The 19513-nt window shown below is 60.9% G+C and carries 15 protein-coding genes and 1 tRNA gene; 1 reads left to right on the forward strand and 15 read right to left on the reverse strand.

Going from position 1 to position 19513, the window contains the following annotated elements; genetic code table 11:
- Positions 1-3: 3 nt before the first annotated feature.
- Entirely contained in the window at positions 4-867 is an 864-nt protein-coding gene (locus tag DXC79_RS00670; protein ID WP_117634410.1) for a phosphatase PAP2 family protein, read from the reverse strand.
- A gap of 56 nt (positions 868-923) precedes the next feature.
- Positions 924-4556: a transcription-repair coupling factor gene (mfd, locus tag DXC79_RS00675; RefSeq protein ID WP_117634412.1), complete on the reverse strand. Its 3633-nt coding sequence runs from the start codon at positions 4554-4556 to the stop codon at positions 924-926.
- A gap of 416 nt (positions 4557-4972) precedes the next feature.
- On the opposite strand from mfd, the gene DXC79_RS00680 reads away from it, so the two are divergent.
- Positions 4973-6115 (forward strand): ATP-binding protein, encoded by a 1143-nt coding sequence (locus DXC79_RS00680; protein ID WP_233502904.1) that lies wholly within the window; start codon positions 4973-4975, stop codon positions 6113-6115.
- Between the two features lie 77 nt (positions 6116-6192).
- Here the strand turns inward: DXC79_RS00680 and nth are convergent, their stop codons facing one another.
- From nth to DXC79_RS00745, 13 genes are all read right to left on the reverse strand, one after another.
- Positions 6193-6855 (reverse strand): endonuclease III, encoded by a 663-nt coding sequence (nth, locus tag DXC79_RS00685; protein WP_117634416.1) that lies wholly within the window; start codon positions 6853-6855, stop codon positions 6193-6195.
- A gap of 63 nt (positions 6856-6918) precedes the next feature.
- Entirely contained in the window at positions 6919-8721 is a 1803-nt protein-coding gene (locus tag DXC79_RS00690) for an ABC transporter ATP-binding protein (protein WP_117634418.1), read from the reverse strand.
- Between the two features lie 125 nt (positions 8722-8846).
- Positions 8847-10202 carry a DNA recombination protein RmuC gene (locus tag DXC79_RS00695; protein ID WP_117634420.1) on the reverse strand — a complete coding sequence of 452 codons (1356 nt, stop codon included), beginning with the start codon at positions 10200-10202 and terminating at the stop codon, positions 8847-8849.
- Between the two features lie 123 nt (positions 10203-10325).
- Complete coding sequence (locus DXC79_RS00700; protein WP_117634422.1) at positions 10326-10760, reverse strand: hypothetical protein; 435 nt, start codon at positions 10758-10760, stop codon at positions 10326-10328.
- 451 nt (positions 10761-11211) lie between these two features.
- Positions 11212-11751, reverse strand: a complete 540-nt coding sequence (gene rbr, locus DXC79_RS00705; RefSeq protein ID WP_117634424.1) for a rubrerythrin — start codon at positions 11749-11751, stop codon at positions 11212-11214.
- A gap of 114 nt (positions 11752-11865) precedes the next feature.
- On the reverse strand, positions 11866-12771 hold the full coding sequence (locus DXC79_RS00710; RefSeq protein ID WP_117634426.1) for an adenine glycosylase: 906 nt from the start codon (positions 12769-12771) through the stop codon (positions 11866-11868).
- A 21-nt stretch (positions 12772-12792) separates the two neighbouring features.
- Positions 12793-13278 (reverse strand): Rrf2 family transcriptional regulator, encoded by a 486-nt coding sequence (locus DXC79_RS00715; protein ID WP_117564951.1) that lies wholly within the window; start codon positions 13276-13278, stop codon positions 12793-12795.
- 359 nt (positions 13279-13637) lie between these two features.
- Positions 13638-13715: transfer RNA gene (locus DXC79_RS00720), tRNA-Asp, on the reverse strand.
- A gap of 409 nt (positions 13716-14124) precedes the next feature.
- Positions 14125-14592 carry a YfcE family phosphodiesterase gene (locus tag DXC79_RS00725; protein ID WP_117629725.1) on the reverse strand — a complete coding sequence of 156 codons (468 nt, stop codon included), beginning with the start codon at positions 14590-14592 and terminating at the stop codon, positions 14125-14127.
- A 97-nt stretch (positions 14593-14689) separates the two neighbouring features.
- The gene (locus DXC79_RS00730) at positions 14690-15406 is read right to left on the reverse strand and encodes a LytTR family DNA-binding domain-containing protein (protein ID WP_006235156.1); all 717 of its coding nucleotides are present in this window, start codon (positions 15404-15406) and stop codon (positions 14690-14692) included.
- 72 nt (positions 15407-15478) lie between these two features.
- Complete coding sequence (locus DXC79_RS00735; protein ID WP_117584171.1) at positions 15479-16822, reverse strand: histidine kinase; 1344 nt, start codon at positions 16820-16822, stop codon at positions 15479-15481.
- Positions 16819-18006 (reverse strand): glycosyltransferase, encoded by a 1188-nt coding sequence (locus DXC79_RS00740; RefSeq protein ID WP_117634428.1) that lies wholly within the window; start codon positions 18004-18006, stop codon positions 16819-16821. Before DXC79_RS00740 ends, DXC79_RS00735 begins: the two co-directional genes overlap by 4 nt.
- Positions 18007-18177: 171 nt before the next feature.
- Positions 18178-19437, reverse strand: a complete 1260-nt coding sequence (locus tag DXC79_RS00745) for an MFS transporter (RefSeq protein WP_055252086.1) — start codon at positions 19435-19437, stop codon at positions 18178-18180.
- Positions 19438-19513: the final 76 nt, after the last annotated feature.

A 19513-nucleotide genomic window follows, 5' to 3' on the forward strand; every position in this document is an offset into this window, starting at 1 on the left:
GGGCTATTGTACGCCGTGAGGATAGGCAACGCGCGCGGCAAGGCACTCAAGTGCCAACACCAGGGCAAAGCCGCAGCTCACGTCAGTCAAAAAGTGTGCACCGATCACGATACGGCCAAAGGCGACGAGCGCCGCGACGGCCGCCGCCACCCAAAAGACCACGCGACGACGCGAAGGCTTTTCCGTAAAGGCCGCCGCGGGAAGCCCCGCAAGCATAAGGCCGATTGCCGCATGCGCGGTGTGCCCGCTCGCGAACGACTTAAAGCCGTCCTTGATTACGCCGGCGGCGATATAGGCCCACTTGTCGGGGTTGCCGATTACCCACCACGGCTGAAAATTGAGCCCCGGCGTGACCTCGATCACGCGCATGCGCGGGCGCGACCACAGCGGCTTGACAACCACGTTGAGGATGATGGCCTGAGCGACCCACACGGCAAGCACCATCAGCGCCCAGCGCGCGAGCTCGTCGGAGTCGGTGTCGCGCGTGAGGCGATAGACGACAAGGTTGGCAGCGATGACCAGCACAAACGTCAGCACCAACTGGACAGCGATGAGTTTGCCGCCAACCTTCAGGGACGAGACGATCTCGTAGCCGGTCAGGCCCACGTTGACGAGGATGCCGAGCACGGCGAGCCATTTGCTCCCCCTGGAGTCGGGACGCACCGCGCGCACGAGCATAACGCCCGCGACGCTCGCCGTCAGCTCAAACGGCAGCTCGCCGGCGGCCTCGATAAAGCGGCCGTACATGCTGCCGATGTTGAACAGCGCGCTCGAAATCTGATAATCGAAGAAGCTGCCCACGCCCAGACAAAAGGCCAAGATGACCGCGATAGCAGCGGCATCTTTCTTATAGATGTACCCGAACATGCTTTCCTTTCGATGGAGTCAGATTGCCCAAATGGAGCGTTTGCAGCGTCGACCCATCAGTCGTCGTCGCTTGCACCCAATTGCTGCAGCAGCATGAGGGCGGCTGCCACGGGGCCGGTGCCGTCGTTGGCGTCGAGGCCGCGACCCAGGCCGCTGCCCGCGCCGGCGCCCGCCTTGTAGGGCACCGACAGCTTGCGGCTCTTGGGGAAGTTCACCGCGCCGTAGCGGGTCTTAAGCTCAAAGGCCACCTTCTTGGGCACGTCGACACCCAAAAACATGATGCGTCCGCCGCTGAGCGTGACGCTCTCGAGCCCCAAGCGCTCGCCGCGGATACGGATGCGCGCGCGGTTGAACAGGTTGAGTCCCGCCAACGGCAGCTGACCGTGCGCGGCCTCGGTCTCCTCCTGCACCTCGTCGACACTCTCCAGGTCCTCAGCCGCCGCGAGTTTGCGGTACACGAGCACGCGCTGATCCACCGCCGGCATGTACTCCTCGGACAAGAAGTAGTCGGCCGGCAGGTTGATGCCCACGCTCGCCGCCTCCACGCCGGCATCGTCATCGCCGCGCGCCTCGGCCACGGCCTGACCTAGCATCTGCGTAAACAGGTCGAAGCCCACGCTCGACAGGTTGCCGTGCTGCTCGGCGCCCATGAGCGAACCGGCACCACGGATCTCCAGGTCGCGCATGGCGATGCGCATACCGCTGCCCAGGTCTTGGAACTCGGAAAGCGCGGTCAGGCGTGCCGTGGCCCCCTCGGTAAGCGGCAGCTCGCCGGGGAACATAAAGTACGCGTATGCCTGCGTGGCTGAGCGGCCCACACGGCCCTTAAGCTGGTAGAGCTGTGCCAGGCCCAGGCGCTGCGAATCCTCGATGATCAACGTGTTGGCGGTCGCGTTGTCGATGCCGCTCTCCACGATGGTCGTGGCGATGAGCACGTCGATCTTTTTGGTCGCGAACTCGATCATCACGTCCTCGACCTCGCGCGGGCTCATCTTGCCGTGTGCCACGCCCACGCGCGCCTCGGGCGCGGCCTCGTGCACGCGCGCCACGGCGTCGTCGATGGTCTTGACGCGGTTGGACACGTAGTACACCTGACCGCCGCGGCCCACCTCCAGGCGAATCGCCGCGCTCACCACGTCGGGGTCGTACTCCCCCACGTGCACGATCACGGGACGACGCCCGGTCGGCGGCGTGGTGATCAGGCTCATATCGCGCACGCCGCTCGTGGCCATCTGCATGGTACGCGGGATGGGCGTTGCCGAAAGCGTGAGCACGTCAATCTGCTCGCGCAGGTTCTTGAGCTGCTCCTTGTGCTGCACGCCAAAGCGTTGTTCCTCGTCAATGATCACCAGGCCCAGGTTTTTGGGGTTCACATCGGCCGAAAGCAGGCGGTGCGTGCCGATCAGCACATCAATCGTGCCCTCGGCAAACGCCTTGAGCGCGCGCTTTTGCTGCGCCGGCGTGCGGAAGCGGCTGAGCACCTCGACCTCCAGGCCAAACGGGGCAAAGCGCTCAAAGAATGTCTCGTAGTGCTGTTGGGCCAGAATGGTCGTGGGGCAGAGCACCATGACCTGGCGACCGGAGTCCACGCACTTAAACGCTGCGCGCAGGGCGACCTCGGTCTTGCCAAAGCCCACGTCGCCGCACAGCAGGCGGTCCATGGGCTTGGGCGCCTCCATGTCCGCCTTAATGTCGGCGATGGCCTCCAGCTGGTCGCGCGTCTCGTCGTAAGGGAAGCTCTCCTCCATCTCAATCTGCTCGGGCGTGTCGGGTGGGCAGGCGATACCGGTAATCGAAGAGCGGCGCGTATACAGATCGACCAGGTCAAACGCCAGCTTTTTGGCATTCTTGCGCGCCTTGTTGGTGGCACGCGTCCAGTCGGCGGTGTTGAGCCTGGTCAGGCGCGGCTTATCGCCGTCGGGACCAACGTAGCGCGTAATGCGGTCAACCTGTTCCAGCGGCACGTAGAGCTTGTCGCCGTCGGCATATTCCAGCAAAAAGTAGTCGCGCTCCTTGCCGCCCACTTCCTGGCGCGCGATCTCGCTAAAGAGCGCGATGCCATGCGTTGCATGCACTACGTAGTCGCCTGGCTTAAAGGGGAAGGTGATCTGCGTAATATCGACCTTGCGGCGGCTGCGGGCGCGGTTGGCGTCCATGCGAGCGTTGAGGTCGGCAATCGAGAACACGGCCAGGTTGGCATCGGGCACCACCACGCCCTGCGGCAAGGCGGCATCGACAAAGGTCACGCGTCCGCGCGAGATGGTGGGCACGGCGGCACCGGCGGCAGCCTGGGCGGCACCTGCCTCGAGCGAGCGGGCGTTGAGCGCGTCGGCCTTGCGTTCGCGAATTGCAGCATGAGCATCCTGGCGGACAGCACGATCGGCAGAATCTGCCGCTGCCACGCGCACACGGTCGCCAATAGCGCCCGCGTTTTCGGGCGCGGCCGTCAGCGACTCCTCAAAGGTAATACCCTCATCGCCAAAGGTGAGCTCCATCGACTCGCGCGCACCGCGGTCGGGGATGGCAAATACGCAGGCATAGCGCTTGCCCACGACCTCCTGGATGCGCGTCATAAAGCGATTGTCCGAGCCCGCGATGGCCGGCTGCTCAATCTTGAGCTCTGCCGTCACCGCACCGCCGGCACGGATCAAGCTCACGTAGTTAAGGCGCTGCTGGGCACCAAAGTCGAGTTGCTGGGCACGCACGTACAGGCCGTCCAGACGGTCGACCCCCGCCTCGCCGGCACGTGCCTCGATATCCTCGTAGGCGCGCAGGCAATCGTCGAACAGCGAGCGCGGCTCGGACAGCACCACGAGCGCCTTGCCGCTCACATGCGACAGCGGGCTCACGGTCTGGCCGTACATCACCGGCAAAAAGCGGTCGAGCTCGGGCGTGACGATGCGCGCATCCACCATCTCGAGCAGCGCCGCCAGTTTGCTGTCGTCCTGGCTGGCACGATAGAGCGCCACATGCATGTTGTGGACGGCGTCGTCGGTGAGTGCGAGCTCGCGACAGGGGAAGATCTCGATGCTGTCCTCGTTGCCGATGGTCTGGCCCGTGGAACTCACCATGCGGCGGATACGGTCGATCTCGTCGCCGAAAAACTCGATGCGCACGGGCGCCTTTTCCTGTGCGGGAAACACCTCGACGGTGTCACCGTGCACGCGGAACAGGCCGGGTGCATCGGCGGCGCCGGCATTGGTGTAGCCCATGCCCACCAGGCGCTGCGGCACCTCGTCAAAAGGGATCTCCTCGCCCACCGCAAAGGTCGTGGACTCCCAGTAGCGGCTCTCGACCGGCGGCACGCAGCGCAGCAGTGCGCGGGCCGAGGCGACCATAATGCAGTTGTCGCCGCGCACGATGCGCCCCAGAGCCTCGCAGCGCTGCGCCACCACGGCGTCGTCGGGCGCCTGTTCGCGCCACGGATAGTCCTTGCGCTCGGGAAAGCGGCACACGTGTGCCAGGCCCACGTAGGCGGCAAGGCTACGCGCGGCGCGATCAGCCGCATCCTCGCCACTCACGATATAGACCGTCGGGCGCGGACGACGCGCAAACTGGGCGGCCGCCATAAGCGTGCGGCCCGACTGCGACACAGCCAGCGTCACGTCCTCGCCAGCATCGAGTCCGGCCTCGACGGTCTGCAGTGCCTCGGCAGTGTAGAGCTGCGCGGCTATACGGTGAATGAGCATGCTGTTCCTCCGGCATTGCAACGCCAAAAGCCCGCCGGGGCAAGCTCGGCGGGTATGCGGCGGATTTCATTGCCTGTCATGGTAGCGCATGAGATGGACACGCCAGCGCACGCCAAACAGCTACCCCAAAACGCGCATGCCTGAACGCCCTCGGCACAAAACAGCCTGATCGGACAGCACCAATTACCAGCTTCTACCTGTATTACTTTGCAATTATGGCAATTCCTACTTTACAGTTGTGGTAACTTCTAGTTAGTAATTATGGTTTTTTTGCCTTGCCGATGTGGCAAATCCCAAAGACCTGCCACGCAACCCGGCAAATACCGACAAACTCGGTACGAGACTTTCGAACCAAAAGCATGCCTACGAGCATGCGATGCTAGACACGAAGGGCGTTAAAAATGATTGAGCGAACCATGGCCCAGAAGCTACGCGACATGTCAGAATGGTTTCCCGTCGTCTCGCTTACGGGGCCACGCCAAAGCGGCAAGTCAACTCTCATCAAGGCCGTTTTTCCTGAATATGAATATCTCAACCTCGAGAACCCGGAAGTCCGTCGCGCCGCACTCGATGACCCCGTCGGCTTTATCAGCAGGCGCCCCGATCATCTGATCATCGACGAGGCCCAATATGCACCGGAGCTGTTCAGCATGATTCAGGTCGCCTCCGACGAACGCGGAAAGACCGGCCAGTATGTATTGTCCGGCTCGCAAAACTTTTTGCTCATGCACAACATCCAGCAATCGCTTGCCGGGCGCGTCGGCATGCTCAAACTCCTGCCTCTCTCCTACCAGGAGCTCAGCGACACGCAAATCTCGCTTGACACCTACCTGATTCGCGGGGGATACCCGCGCATATACGATGCGGGCATCCCCACCGATATGTTCTACCAAAATTACCTTATGACCTATGTGGAACGCGACGCGGGCGGCCTTCTCGACGTGCGCAACCTGAGCTCCTTTAGAAAAATGATCGGGCTGTGCGCGGCTTGCGTGGGAGGGCTGCTCAACCTATCAAGACTCGCCGCTGATGTGGGAGTCGCCACGGCGACGATCAGCTCGTGGCTTTCGATCCTGCAATCAAGCTATTTGGTGTTCCTGCTTCAACCATATGCTGGAAACATGCGCAAGCGGCTTACCAAAGCGCCAAAATTGTACTTCTACGACACGGGACTACTTTGCCATCTGCTTGGCATTCAAGACGAGCGCAGTCTCATGAACCACCCCCTAAGCGGGGAAATATTCGAAAACCTCGTTGTCTCGGAACGCCAGAAGGCATACCTCAACAGAGGCCTCGAGCCCACGCTTGCCTTTTATCGCGACGACAGCAAACGAGAGATCGACCTTATCGATCTAACAGAGCCGGCTCGCCCACAGGCGTTCGAAATCAAATCGGGCGCTACCTACCGCGACACATTCGCTCGACACCTACGCTCTGTTGGTTCCGAACTTGGCATTCCCGCAAAGGACCGAGCCGTCGTATATCACGGCTCCGAGCGCTACGATACCGAGGGGGCATCGGTTGTGCCGGCAGAAGAGTTCTTGCTTCGGGAGTCATAGCGAGCGCCGTGGTCACCGGCCGCGTCCCGATTTGTACCGCCCGGAGATACGCAAGAGTGGCGGCCTGCCCTTGTAACCTAGCTCACCCGTACGCTGGGGCAAAGGTCTGCCAGCGGGCACTCGTCGCACTTAGGTTTGCGAGCGTCGCAGATCTCGCGGCCAAAGGTGATCCACTGGTGGTTGACCGACTCCCAATACTCGTGCGGCAAAATCTTGAGCAGATCTTGCTCGGTCTTGAGCGGCTCTTTGGCATGCGTCTTGGGGCTCAGCATCAGGCGGTGCGCGATGCGGTTGACGTGCGTATCGACCGCGATGCCCTCGACAATGCCAAACCCCACGTTGAGCACGATGTTCGCCGTTTTGCGCCCCACACCCGGTAGCTTGACGAGCTCCTTCATGTCGGCCGGCACCTCGCCGCCGTAATCGGCAACGATCATCTGCGCGGCCTCCACGGCGTGCTTGGCCTTGCTCTTATAAAAGCCGAGTGACTTAATGGTGTCGGCCACATCGGCCACGATCGCCCCCGCCATGGCCTCGGGCGTGGGCCACTGGGCAAACAGCCGCGGCGTCACCTTGTTGACCTGTGCATCGGTCGTCTGCGCCGAGAGCAGCACCGCGATGAGCAGCCTAAAGGGATTCTCGTGGTCCAAAAAGCACTCAACCGGGCCATAGCGACGGTTGAGGCGCTCGCACACCTCAACGGCGCGCTCGCGTTTGGCGGCATTGGTCTCGCGTGGCATAACGACTCCTCGGCTCGGCAGAAACATAACTTCACGGAAACGATTGTCCCACGTACGGGGGCCTTAAGCCTCCAAAAATGCGCCGGTCTGGCGGCCCCACAGGCTCGCATACTCGCCGCCTGCCTCGACAAGCTGCGCATGCGTACCGTCCTCGACAATCTCGCCGTCCGCCAGCACCACGATGCGATCGAGCGCCGCCACGGTGGACAGGCGATGCGCCACCACAATGGAGGTGCGACCGCGCATCAGGTTCTCGAGCGCCTCCTGCACCAGCGCCTCGGACTCGCTGTCGAGGGCAGACGTCGCCTCGTCGAGCACCAGGATCGGCGCGTCGGTCAGGATAGCGCGGGCGATGGCCACGCGCTGACGTTGGCCGCCCGAAAGCTTGACGCCGCGCTCGCCCACCATGGTGTCAAAGCCGTTGGGCAGGCGGTCGATAAACTCGGTCGCATTGGCCAGGCGCGCGGCCTCGCGAATCTGCTCGTCGGTTACGTCGGGGCGGCCGTAGGCGATATTCTCGCGAATGGAGCGATGGAACAGCAGCGCCTCCTGCGGCACGTAGGCAACCTGGCGGCGCAGGCTCTGCTGCGTGCAGCGCGAGACGTCTTGGCCGTCCACGAGCACGCGGCCGCCCTGCACATCGTCCAAGCGCAACAGCAGCTTGGTGAGCGTCGTCTTGCCCGAGCCCGATTTACCCACCAGGCCCACGCGCTGGCCCGCCGCCACGTGAAGCGTCAGGTCGTCGAACACGTTCTCGCCCGCCGCGGCGTCACGGTATGCAAAGCTCAGGTGCTCAAAATCAATCGCACCTTCGGTCACTTTAAGCTCGGGAGCGTTCTCGTCGTCTGCCACCAGACGCGGCTCGTCCAGCACGCGCGTCATCTCGGCCGCATCGCCCAGCGCGCGGTTGATGCGCTGCATCATGGAGCTTACGTAGTTCAGACGCATGGTGAGGTTGTACGTATAGGTAAAGATCATGACGAGCGCGCCGGCCGAAATGCCAAACCACGCGTTGCCACCCGCGACGAACACACTCACCACGGCCATGGTGATGACGATAAGGCCCGAGGTCGTAAAGTTGCGCTGCATCATGGCGTGCATCGAAACCGTTTCGGCGTCGCGCGCGGCGCGGTCGGCGGCATCGAACAGGTCGCGCTCAAAGTCCTCGCGCCCACAGGTCTTGACGGCCAGGATATTCGTGACCGCGTCGGACAGCACGCCCGACAGCTTGTTCTGCGCGGCGGACGTCGCGGCCGAAAGCGGCATGATGCGCTTGTACATAAGCCAGACAAACGCAATGTAGACGACCATGATGCCCACCAGGATCACGGTAAACGTCGGCACCACCAGAGCGAGCGCCGCCACCGTGCAGACAACCGAGGTGATGGTGGGAATGAGCGAATACACCGTCACGTCTACCAGCCCCGTATAGCCGCTCATAAAACGACTCGTCTGGCTCACGAGCGATCCGCCAAAGCGGCTGGTGTGAAATGTCATGGATTGATTGGAGAGCGTGTCGAAGCACAGGCGCGCCAAGTGATAGTTACCCGCAATCTCGAGCTTGTAGACGGTGTAGTCCTGCAGCTTGGAGAGGATCTGGCCCACTAGGTTAACGAGCACGAGCGCCAGAATGTAGGGACCAAAGACCTCGAATACTTGATCGCCCGCCACGGAACCCGCTTGGACGCGGTCGACGATGAGGGCCATCACGTAGGTGTTGGCAAACGTGAGCAAAAAGATGTAGCCCGCCGACGAGAACACCGAGAGAAAGACGATCAGCGGCTGCGTGCGCGTGACGTCCCAAAAACGCCGCAGCGTGCGGCGCACGGTGGAGCGTTTGAGCGGACTGGTGTTTCTCTGAGACATGGGCTTCCTTTCGCGTCTGATAGGGCGAAACGCCATTGTTGCACACTAAAGCGCACTTCAGGCAAGTGCAACGCGAAAAGCGCCCGCGTCCCGCGCTTGCGCAGGCGCCCCGCCGTCAGATGCAGCTAGTCCTCGTCTTTTTGGTCTGCGAGCAGCTCCGCAGACGTGAGTCCCAAGATCTCGTCGGCCTCCCGCGCGTCTTCCAGCGCGTCGATATCCTTGAGCTTGCGCTCCATAACGTTGGTACGCGTGGTGATGATGCCCTCGACCGTCTTTCCTGCGGTCTCAATCTGCTGCTGGGCGCGGCGCAGCGCCGCCTGATAGCGCGGCAGCTCGGCCTTGACGGCAGAGAGCACGCGCAGCACGTCATCGGTGCGTTTTTGCAATTTAAACGTCTGGTAGCTCATCTGCAGGCTGTTGAGGATGGCCGCCATGGTGCTGGGGCCGGCAACGTTGACGTGATAGTCGCGGCCCAGGGTCTCGATAAGCCCGGGGCGGCTGACGACCTCGGCGTACAGGCCCTCAAACGGCACGAACATAATGCCAAAATTGGTGGTCGCGGGCACGCTCAGGTACTTTTCGCAGATGTCCTTTGCCTCGCGTTTCACCATAGCGTCGAGTGTCTTGCGCGCGGTGGCCACAGCTTCGGCATCACCCGACTCTTGCGCGTCGAGCAGATGCTCGTACGCGTCGCCCGGGAATTTGGAGTCGATCGGCAGCAGCACGGGATCGCCCTCGTCCACCGGCAGCTTGACGGCAAACTCAACGCGCTCCGAGGCGCCGGGCTTGGTGGCGACGTTTTCCAGATACTGGTCGGGCGTAAGGATGTCCGCCAGGATTGCACCCAGCTGTACCTCGCCCAAAATGCCGCGCGCTTTTACATTGCCCAGCACGCGCTTGAGGTCGCCCACGCCGGTGGCAATGGACTGCATATCGCCCAAACCCTTGTACACAGCCTCGAGCTGGTCGCTCACCTGCTTAAACGATGCAGACAGGCGATCGTTGAGCGTACGGGAGAGCTTCTCGTCCACCGTCGCGCGCATCTGGTCGAGCTGCACGTTGTTGTCCTTGCGGATGGCGCCCAGCTGGGCATCGACCGTCTCGCGCACCTTGTCCAGGCGGTGCTCGATACCCTCGCGGTTGGCGCCGAGCTGTTGGGCCGTCTCGCGGCGCAGGTCATCCATACGGTCGCCGGCCTGCGAGAACTCGCGCGCAATGGTCAGGTAACGCTGTTGCCCTACGGCCGCATCGGTCGTCTGCTGCTGCGCGATGGCATTTGCTGTGCGGCGGGTTTCTGCCAACGCGACGTTCAGGGTGCCGAGCGCGTTATTGGCCTGCTCGAGCGCAGCCAGCATCTCTGTTCCGCTATCGCCACGCTCCCGCAGCTCGGCGCGAAGGCCCTTGAGCTGCAGGGCACAAGCCACAGCAACCCCCACCGCCACCAAGGCGATCACAACAAGCACGATATCAATAGCAGACATAGTCTCCGCCCAACAAACTCAATCGACCATCAATCAAAACCGCGATCAATCTTACCCCGCCACACGCACCGGGCGTCACATGGCAATCGGACAAATGGATTTTGGGCCACAGGTACTAAAACGCTAACTCTCCCAGCCGGCGCGGATAGTTGTTACGACATCGCTTAGGCGCTGGCCGAGAGCTGCCAAGTGCTGAAGTACCTCGTTGGGCGATGCGCCGTTGAGGATGCACGTGAGGGCATATGACGCCAGAAAGATGGCCGCAAGCCCCAACGGGATGAGCACGATCATCGCCAACGTACGCAGGCGCTGGGCCCAGCGACGGCGACGCGCACGATGCTTGTCGAACGCGAGCTCCTGCGCATATGAATCTTGCTGTACGGAATAGGCCTCTGGCGCCGATTCACACCCGGGCACAGCTGCAGGTACAGCAGCGGGCACGACATTTTGCGCAAAGGGCTGGACTGCCGCCCCTTGCATTTGTATCTCCATGAGTCGTTGCTGCTGACGCAGCATGCGCTCAGCTTGTTGCTGCGGAGTCTCAAGAAACAGATCCATGCTGGCCTCCAAAATCGGAGCATTCGACGCTTACGACCAGCATCCCGCACCGCCATGACCGCGACAACGCAATCGCCGGCAATAGCCACAAAGTTTCTTTTGCTCAAAAGCTGTCGAAAAGCTCAACAACTCCCCTACCAGCACTTTCTCTGAGCTTTTTTCGCCAACAATCTTTTGGCCTTCCGCCCTTACGCCAACTGACCAAAATCTAACCAATAGCTTGACGAAAATTGTGGAGACCGGGACCCCACAAAAACGTGCCGTCCCAAAAAGGGGCGGCACACAACCTTTAATATCAGCTTTTCTGTAGCGAGCGCGCAACGACCCGAAGCCGGAGCGCAGGGCGGGAGGCCGGATCGTCTTCCCTCAACGCGACCCTGCGGAGCCGTGAGCGGGGAGGGAAGGCGATCCGGCCTCCCGCCCTGCGCTCCGCAGCAGCCAGCGCCAAGCGCTAGTAGTTCACCACCTGCTCCTCAAAGTACGCCTTCGGGTGGTTGCACACCGGGCACACCTCGGGCGCCTCGGCACCAACGTGCAGGTGCCCGCAGTTCAGGCACTTCCACACCTTTACGCCCTCACGCTCAAACACCTCGCCCGACTCAATGCGCTCGACGAGCTTGTTGTAGCGCTCCTCGTGGGCCTTCTCGACGGCGGCGACACCACGGAACTTCTCGGCGATCTCGGCAAAACCCTCCTCCTCGGCGGTCTTGGCAAACTCGTCATACATCGTGGTCCACTCGTAGTTCTCACCCGCGGCGGCATCGCGCAGATTGTCCAGGGTATCGGGGACGGCGCCATCGTGCAGATACTTAAACCACAGTTTGGCGTGCTCGGACTCGTTGCCAGCCGTCTCGGCAAAGATGTTCGAGATCTGAACGTAGCCGTCCTTCTTTGCCTTGGAGGCATAGTAGCGATACTTGGTGTGTGCCTGGGACTCACCGGCAAAAGCGGTCTCGAGGTTCTTCTTGGTTTGGGAATTCTCAAAATCCATAGGTGTACTTCCCTTCAACGCATGCCGCCCGTAGGCTTCGAGCGGCCTCGTCTTTAGGATGCCCTCATGTCGGAAATCTAAACCTTACAATCCTGTTCTTCAGATTTGCACGGGCTAGATGCTCAGCCAGCGATCGCCCTCGGCTCGGCAAAAGCCCTCACGCTCCAGGTCGGCCAGAATGCCCGCGACAAGCTCGCGCTCGACCGGCCCGCGCCCAGCCGCCGCTTCCATATCGTTAACGCCCACCACGGCATCAGCAAGCGTAATCCCCGCCGGTTGGCCATCGCGCGCTGCCAGCAACATGCGCACGATATGCGCGCGCTTTTGGCGACGTGAGCCCTCAAACTTTGATTGACGGCTATAGCCCGCCGAGCGCCTGGACGGATTGGGCAACGTCTTTTTTAGATATGCGCCGTAATCCAGCAACGCGTAATACCACGCGCGCGGCGTGTCGGCATCATCGAGCGGCACGGCAAAGGGAGCGATCTCGTCGGTCGCCGCACCGGGGGCCGCCGGACAGGCCGCCTGAATCAGCGGCACCAGCTCGCGGTCGGGAACAGCCGGTACATCGGGAAAGAAGTGATGCAGAAAGACCGTGCGCACGTTGGTCTCCAGATACACGCCTGGAAGGTCAAACGCAAACGACCGGATACCTTGCGCCGTTGCCGGGCCAATACCAGGCAGAGCGACCAAGTCACGCGTCTCACGCGGAAACTCACCGTCCCAGTCCTCCACAACGCGCTGAGCGGCCTTGTGGAGCGCCAGAGCGCGTCGGTTGTAGCCCATGCCCTGCCAAGCGTCCAAAACATCGGAAGGCGCGGCTTGGGCAAGCGCCTGCACGGTCGGAAAGCGATCGAGCCACGCCGGCATACGCGTCTCCACGCGTGGCACCTGTGTTTGCTGCAACATGACCTCAGAAAGCCAAATGATGTACGGATCGCGCGTGCGGCGCCACGGAAGGTCGCGATAACGCAGGACCCCTTCCGAACGAATCATCGAACGAAAGGGGTCCTGAATCATATCTATGCTCCTTATGCGGCGCTATTCCTCCCGGCATGTATACGCACAGGTGGCGTACTCGGGAAACGCTTCGCGGTCGGCGAACTTGGGATCGACGGCCGGGAACTGGCGGTGAGCGACGATGTCGCCGAGCGAAACGGAATCGAGGTAGTCGCGCATCAACGCTTGAGCTCCGGCCCACAGGGGATGATAGCAGCACGTGCCCATGCGCGCACAGTCGCCATCGGGTGCGGTGCAATCATTCATAACCATAGGGCCCTGAACGGCCTCGACGACCTGACGAATGGTGACGTCGTCCGGACTGACCTTGAGACGCATGCCACCGTGGACGCCACGCAGGCTCTCCACAATACCGGCCTGGACCAAACCGTGCTGAATCGAGCGGGCAAACGAATACGGAACATTGACCTCTTCGGCAGCGGTGCGAACAGAAAGCAAACGCTCCGGATCCTCGGCAAGCATCGCCAGCATACGAAGGGCGTAATCAGTCTTCCTCGATATGTCCATTTTTCCCCTTTCAAGGAATACGAACAGCTCGAACGAGCTCCGGGGCCGAGCTTGTGTCGAGACGCTAAATGACCGCTAGGACATCCAAATGGTAAATCGGATATCCACTGAATGCCGCGCTTGGAGCGAAATGCATCAGATGCGGCCCACAGTGCAATTTAGTATAACCTAACCCCCTGCTTCGTTGAACAGGTGTTGCGCAACAAAGCTGTTGTTTAGACAGATATGCTTATTAGATTTTACTTGCGTTCCCGAAGGGGCGGGGATTCTGGGCGAAGATGCGCCAGGGCGATCGTTCTATCGAAACAAAGTGCATCAAACGCAAAAAGCCACGTCCGAAGACGTGGCTTTAATTGCGTTGGCGGGAAGTACGGGGCTCGAACCCGCGACCTCCGACGTGACAGGCCGGCGCTCTAACCAAACTGAGCTAACTCCCCAGGCAGACGTTCGCGTTTGTTTCCGCTCGCGTGCGCTGCGGGGATTAGTATACACAGAAGTCTGTCCGGCGCGCAACAACTTTTTTGAAAAAATTTTTCGGTCCCTCCGGGAGGGTCTCCGGGGCTGGGGGCGGGGGTTAAGTTTGCTGCTCTACAGTCCTGCGCAAGACGGAAAGCACATTAAGTGCTTTCCTTTGCGTGCGGAACTCGCGACAAACTTAACCCCCGCCCCCAGCCCCGGAGACCCTCCCTGCCGTCACTTTCTTCAACCAGTTTTGCGGGCGTGCGCCGCTGCGCGGCTAGCCCGCGTGTTCCTCGGCGGGGGTGGTCTGATTGTTCTGGTTGGACTTCTTACTTTGGCTCAAAGAAAAACGGGAGATGCCTTGTGCATCCCCCGTTTTTGTTGCGGTTAGTCTAGGTCAATAAACTTGGTACTTATGACATGGCCGTCTTTTACTAGCATTCTGGCCATAGTGGGGCCTCGGCTGCCTCTGGGGTAGCTGGCGCTGCCCGGGTTGAGGACTAGGCAGCGGCCCACCTGGGCTTCTTTGGTTACGTGGGTGTGGCCGTTGATGGCTACGTCTACGGATCCCACCGGAAGGTCTTCGCGGTAATGGGCTACGGCGAATTTGAGGCCTTCGTAGGTAAAGAGCGCAAGACGGTCTACATCGGGACCGTAGTCGCGGTAGTAATCGTTGTTGCCCAAGACGGCCCGCACGGGGGCGATGGTGCATAGGTGCTCGTAGTCCATCTCTGACGTGAGGTCGCCGGCGTGGATGATCAGATCTGCGCCCTCAAGCTCATCCAAGAGCGCAGGCGATAAATAGCCGTGGGTGTCCGAGATGATGTCGATACGCTTGGCGCTTGCACTGTTCATGGGATCCCTTCCGCAAAAAAACGATTCGGCAGATACATACAAAAAAGGCCCCACGGCCCCGCAGACGATGGGTCTACAGGGCTGCGGGGCCAGTGTGCTAGAGACTCAGAGCCTTCTTGAGCGGCACGACGCGGCGGCGAGAAACCGGCACGCGTTCGTCGACGCCCGTAATGCCCAGCTGGATGGCGCCCGAGGGCACCGTCTCAACGTCCGTGACGCACGCTAGGTTGACGATATAGCGGCGGTGAACACGGAAGAAGCCAAAGTCGCAGAGCTTGGCCTCAAACTGCGCCAGCGAGGTCGTCGACAAAAAGCGATCATCGACGGTATAGATGCAGGAGTAATCGTCCTTGGCCATGATAAAGCGAATGTCGTCCACGGGAATGAGCACCTTGCGGCCGCCCTTTTCCACCGGGATACGCTCGATGGTCACCTTGCTGTCCGTAACCGGCTTGGCGCGTTGCATGACCTTCTCGATCGCGCGATCCAAGCGAGCTTCCTCGACCGGCTTCATCAGATAATCGACGGCATCCACGTCGAATGCCTCGACCGCATGGTCGCTATACGCAGTCACAAACACGATCGCCGGCGGATTTTTGAGCTTATGCAGCGCCTCGGCAAGTTGCAGGCCCGAGGCACCGGGCATCGAGATATCGAGAAACACGACATCCACGCGACTTTCCATAAGCATCTCGATGGCGGAGCGGACGCTCGACGCCTCCGTGATCGTGCCGATCTTGCCCGTTTGCTCGAGCAGGAAGCGAAGCTCCGAGCGAGCCGGCGCCTCATCATCCACAATCATCGCACGCAGCATAGGGATAAAACCTTTCGTCAACTAACTACGCCGGGCATCCGTCGCATGACGTTGAGCCCGTAGCCTTTTATTTTACTCTTGAATGTCAAAGATGCTCTCTGACAAATCAAGATGAAGGAGCACTTTGGTGCCCTTGCCCGGCGCCGATTCGACACGCGTATAGGAGTGCGGCCCATAAAAGCGATGGATGCGCTCCGAAATATTGTGCATGGCCACACCGGCGCCGCCACCCTGGGGAGAGCTGGCGTCGGGGCGGGCAGAGCGCTCGTCAAACAGTCTGGCGGCGGTACCCTCATCCATGCCCACGCCATTATCGGCCACGGCAATCAAGATTGCATCCTCGCCGTCTTGGTGAACGGTCACGTCGATCCTCAGGGCGTCGTCATCGCCCATACCATGACGTACGGCGTTCTCGACAATCGGCTGGATCACGAACGCCGGCACCAGCGTATCTTCCACGTCCTCGGACACATCGAACGTCGCAAGCACGCGGTCCTCGCCAAAGCGGGCCTTCTCAAAGGTAAGGTAGCGCTTGGTCTGTGCGACCTCGCGCGAGACCGGAATAAGCGATCCCGAGTTGTCGAGTGTGGCACGATAGAACGATGAGAACTCACGAAGCAGTTCGCGGGCCCGCAGCGGGTCGGTGCGCGTAAACGATGCAATGGTGTTCAGCGTGTTGAACAGGAAGTGCGGGTTAATCTGCGCCTGCAGCGCACGCACCTCGGCGCGCGCCGTGAGCTCCTTTTGCACCTCGAGCTCGTGGATGGCGAGCTGCGTGGACAAGATCTCGGCAAAGCCCGAGGCAAGCGCGTACTGGGTACGGTCGACGGCGCGCGGGGTCTTGTAGTAGAACTTGAGCGTGCCGACGGTACGATCGCCCACCTTGATGGGGGCGATAATGCCGGCGGGAACTTGGTTGTGCGAGCCGTCCGAGCCCACGACATCCACCATACGGTTGAACGACTGCACGATGCCATGTTCGATAACGTAGCGTGTGGCAAGCGTGTGGATGGGAGTATCGGGCAGCAGTTTTTCCTCAAACTCTCCCGCGCAGGCAAGCACGTTGCCCTCGTCGGTGATGGCCACCGTCATGGCGCGCGTCTCGGGCAAAATGCGCCGGCACACCAAACGCGCCGACTCCTGCGTCAGACCGCCCTTAATGTCCTCGAGCATGGCCGAGGCCACCGAGAGCGTCTCCTCGGTGTACTGGGAGCGCACCGAATCGGGATTGAGCGTCAAAAAGATAAAGATGCACAGAAAGATGCACAGCAGCGCGCAGGCAATCACCGTGGCGATCGGCTCGATACCGGTCACCAAGGCAAAAATAAAGTACACCAGCACGCAAATGGCGCAGGCAACGGCAATGATGCGAAAGATTGATATTGAACTATCGCGCTGGGCGCGGCGGTCGATCATTCGGCCCCCTCCAGGATACTGATCAGTTGTGCGTCACGCCAAAGCCCGTCCATGATCTTGGGCCAAAAGCTCTGGAAACGCAGGTAGCTTGCAGCGTTTTGGCGCGCATAGGCCTTTGCCTCGTCGATGCCATGGCGCCAAATGCGCAGGTAGCCCTCATGCTCGCGGGTAAACACGCTGCGGACCATAGCGGTCTTGCGCACGCGGTCGTCGAGCTCGCGCGAAATCCACGGGCCCGGGTAGGGCATGAGTGATGCCGCCGTAACGGGAATGAGCTCCTTTTGATGCGCGGCGAATGTCAACTTGGCCCGTTCGTAGTACCAACGGTATACATCCTGCATAAAGCGCGGTGAGCGCTTTTCGGACTCCGGAGGCAGATGGCGCACGGTCCACTCGTTATCGAACCACACGTCGTAGCCAAACATGCGCATGTTAAAGAGGTAATCCAAGTCCTCGCCGCGGGTGATAAACGGGTCAAAGGCCACACGCGTAAAGGCGCGGGCGTGCAGGGCCATCAGGCCGCCGCACACGTAGTTGGAGCGCGAGATGCGGGTGCCCGAGAGCGCCTTTTTCATCCAACGGTTGAACTCGATGCGCTTGGTCCACCAACGATGGCAGATGCCCGCCTTGTCCGTGGGAGCCAGCGGCGAGCCGTCGCGATCGTAGAAATAGCCGCTCTTGACCAAGATCGGCAAGCCCTGACGCGTCTGCTGCCCCAACGCATAGGTCGCGCGCTTCATAAAGTCGGCGTAGATGACAGTCTCATCGTCATCCAAAAAGATAACCGCGTCATGCCCCAGCACAGCGGCACAGGCTAGCCCCATGTTGCGGATGGCACCGTAGCCTCGCAGGCTCACGCACTCGCCCGAACCCTTGGGCGCGATCTGAGCAACCCGGTCTGCGATGCGCGAGGCCTGGGTGTTGGTGACAACGGTGACCTTGAGCGTGGGATGCGCGTCGACAATCTCGTGCACGCGCAGCGACACATCGGCTGTGGCAGAAACAGGACAGACCACCAAAAGGATGATGCGCGGGATGTCGCACACCTGCTCAAGCGAGGCCAGGCAGCGGTCGAGTTCGGGATTGTCTGCGTTGAGTCGCGTCGAATGGTCATAGGTGCCAGGGGCGTTTGCGCAAGCGTCATCGCCCGCCCAATACGTTGGAATCACGACCGTGGCGTTCATGCCTTACCCTCCCTGCAACACAAAAACGGGACGCCGCCAAACACAGGCGACGCCCCGCGACCTAGCTGATTCCATCATACCCACTTGGGCAAATCATTGCTCGCAAGTCGCAATGTTTATTGCGGATAACCCCAAAAGAGTACCGTGGACAGGCACAATAGCCGCTCGCTCCTATGCGGCATGCTCTGCCGCCCGAGTCATGCGGGACAGGCGGACCAGTAGCATAAAGCCAACGACCAGCAGCACGCCAATGGAAAGGACGCCCAGCGACGGGTTGCCGGTCAGCGAGGTGACGACCGACACCAGGAAGGTGCCCATAACGCTTGCATAACGACCAAAGATGTCAAAGAAGCCGTAGTACTCGTTGGACTTTTCCTTGGGGATAATGCGGCCAAAGTAGCTACGGCTGAGCGCCTGCACACCGCCCTGGAACAGGCCGACCATAATGGCAAGCACCCAGAATTCAAAGGCGGTCTTTAGGAAGAACGCGGCGAACAGCACAATCCCCATGTAGGCGGCGACCGCCACCAGGATCATGTTGAGCGTGCCCACGCGTCCGGCGAGCTTGCCGTAGATGATGGCGGACGGAAAGGCCACGAACTGCGTAACGAGCAGCGCCAGCACCAGCTGCGTCGAATCGATGCCCAAGGCCGATCCGTAACTGGTGGCCATGGAAATGACCGTGTGCACACCGTCGATATAGAAGAAGAACGCGATCATGTAGACCAGCACGGTCTTATTGTGGGCAATCTCGCGCATGGTGTGTCCGACCTCGGAGAACACACCGCCCACGATGTGGCCGATGGTGTCCTCGGGACCGCGCTCGCGACCGTACTTTTGCTTATAGGTGCGAATGAGCGGCAGGGTAAAGATGAGCCACCAGGCACCAGTGATGATAAACGACAGACGCGTTGCCAGCATGGTGGGGATGCCAAGAGCGGGGCCACCCATGATGAGCGCCAGGCAGATGACGAACGGCACGGTGGAACCGATGTAGCCCCAGGCATAACCCGAGCTGGACACGGCGTCCATGCGCTCGTCGGTGGTAATGTCAGGCAGCATGGCGTCGTAGAACGTCATAGAAGAGTTAAGGCCGATGGTGCACAGCACGTACACGGTCAAAAATGCCATGGCAGACATTGGGATAGCCTGCGCCAGGCAAAGCACCAGGCCCGTGAGGAAGAAGCCCAAGAAGAACTTGATCTTGTTGCCGGCGTAGTCGGCAAGTGCGCCCAGAATGGGCATGAGCATGGCGATGACCAGCGAGGCGATCGTCTGCGCATTGCCCCAAGCGACCACCAGGTCGGCCGAGGAAGCGCCGGTATTGATGGCGTTAAAGTAAATGGGCACCACCGAGGTATTGAGCAGCACGAGAGCCGAATTGCCCACATCGTACATAACCCAGTTACGCTCGAGCTTGGTGTATTTCATGGACAGGGACCCTTCGTATTTGCCCGATATGCAGTTAGTTCATCGTACCCCAATTGTCCAGAAGCACCGGTAAGGA

Source organism: Collinsella sp. TF08-11AT (genome assembly GCF_003437035.1).
GTDB lineage: Bacteria > Actinomycetota > Coriobacteriia > Coriobacteriales > Coriobacteriaceae > Collinsella.